This is a genomic window from Protofrankia sp. CiT1, assembly GCF_917627335.1.
Lineage (GTDB): Bacteria > Actinomycetota > Actinomycetes > Frankiales > Frankiaceae > Protofrankia.
In genome coordinates, this window is the sequence record NZ_CAKJTP010000196.1 from 1,079 (window position 1) to 2,831 (window position 1,753).

The 1,753-nt window shown below is 72.5% G+C and carries 1 protein-coding gene and 1 pseudogene; both read left to right on the forward strand.

Annotated elements, in window-relative coordinates; translation table 11 throughout:
- A pseudogene (locus MJ785_RS19615) lies at nt 1–1,305 on the forward strand (hypothetical protein); the annotation flags it as partial.
- Nucleotides 1,306–1,309: 4 nt separating this feature from the next.
- On the forward strand, nt 1,310–1,753 hold a 444-nt coding region (locus MJ785_RS19620; protein WP_239382184.1), incomplete at its 3' end, for an RAMP superfamily CRISPR-associated protein.

Here is a 1,753-nt window from a genome sequence, read left to right on the forward strand (position 1 = left end):
ATCCACACACACAATGTCATCGATGACTCCCGGCAGCGGCCCACCTCCGCGCTGGTCGGCCTGTACACCTATCAGGCGCTCGCGGCCGGCTCCGTGCTGCGGGCGCAGGTCAGGGTGCGCGCAGGCCTGCTTCCCGACGGCGCTCACGCGGCGCTGGCGGGCGCCTGGGCGCTCGGCCGCTCCGCGAAGGACGACTACGGGCAGGTCAGCGTGACCGTCGAGGGGCCACCGGCAGCGTGGGCGACGACCAGCACGGGCGCGGCCGGGCTCGGCGACACTTCGACGATCATCGTCTGGCTGCTGTCGGACGTCCTGATCCGCGACAAGCGGCTACGCCCGTCCACCGACCCCGTCGTGTTCGCGGAGCAACTCGGTGCCGCACTGGGTGTGGAGCAGGATGTGAAGCTCACGCTCACGGCGGGGAGCCCGGACGGCCTGTTGCCGCGGGTGACCGCGACCCGGCGGGCCGAATCGTGGCAGCGCGCCTGGGGCCGGCCTCGTCCGACCCTGCTGGGGCTCGCCGCGGGCAGTGTCCTGACCTTCACCGCCGACCAGCCCGTGTCCGCGGAGAAACTGGCCGCCGTACAGGCCGCCGGGATCGGCGAACGCACCGCCGAGGGGTTCGGTCAGCTCGCCATCAACGACCCGCTGTTGGTGCTGCGGCCCGGCCGCCTCGACGACGGCACATCGGACGGCGGCACATCGGACGGCGGCAGCCGGCCAGGCCCCGATGGTGGGTCCGCGACGCCGTTCGTCCCGCCGCGGGAGAAGGTCGCGTACGCGATGGCGCAGCTCATCGAGCGGGAGGCGTGGCGGGCGCACATCCAGCGGGAGGCGGCCGCCATTGCCGCCACCAGTGATGGGCGCGGCAAGATCCTCGGTCTCGCGACCAACGGCACGGACGGCGGGGTGAATCCGACCCAGCTCGGCGGGCTGCGCGACGTCCTGACCCGGCTGGAGGAAGGCGACGAGATCGCCTACTGGCTGAAGCGGCTGTCGGCCGACCGCTGGCCGGTTCAGGTCCGTACGAAAGTCACCCAGCTGCTCACGAAAAAATCCGAGGTGTGGCCGCAGCTGCGCCTCGGCCCGGGATCCGCCCAGAGCGTGGCGGACACATTAATCATGACTGACGGCGGGGCCGACCGGCTGCGTGCCGACACCGAACTGTGGGCCGAAGCCGTTCGCACGCTGGTCACGGCCTGCCTGACCGCGCACCGCCGGGCCGCGCACCGCCAAGCCACGCACCGCGCAGGGCCGCGCACCGCCGGGCCACAGCCAACCACGCCGACACCCTCGAGGACGTGACGAGATGAGCCAACCAAAGGTGGACACACCGGCGGCACGGACCGGACGGCCGATGGTGCGGCGCCTGCGGGTGCGCGGCTGGCTGCGGCTGGAGACCCCACTGCATGTCGGTGGCCTCGGCGGTGACCCGTCCGTTGACCTGGCACTCGCCCTGGACGGGCGGTCCCGCCTGTACGTGCCGGGCACGAGCCTCGCGGGAGCGCTGCGTGCCTTCGCCGGACGCTCCATCGCCAGTGAGGAGGTTCTCGACAGGATCTGGGGCAGCGTCCCGCAGAACGAGTCCGACGCCGGGTGGGCAAGCCGGATCATCGTCCATGACGGCCTGGTCACCGCCGACACCGATCCGGGTACGCCGTTGCCGCGGTCTCGGCTCGAGGCCCGCTCCGGCATTGGCATCGACCGGGTGTCGGGCGCGGTCGCGCACGGCTTCCTCTACGGCCGGGCGGTG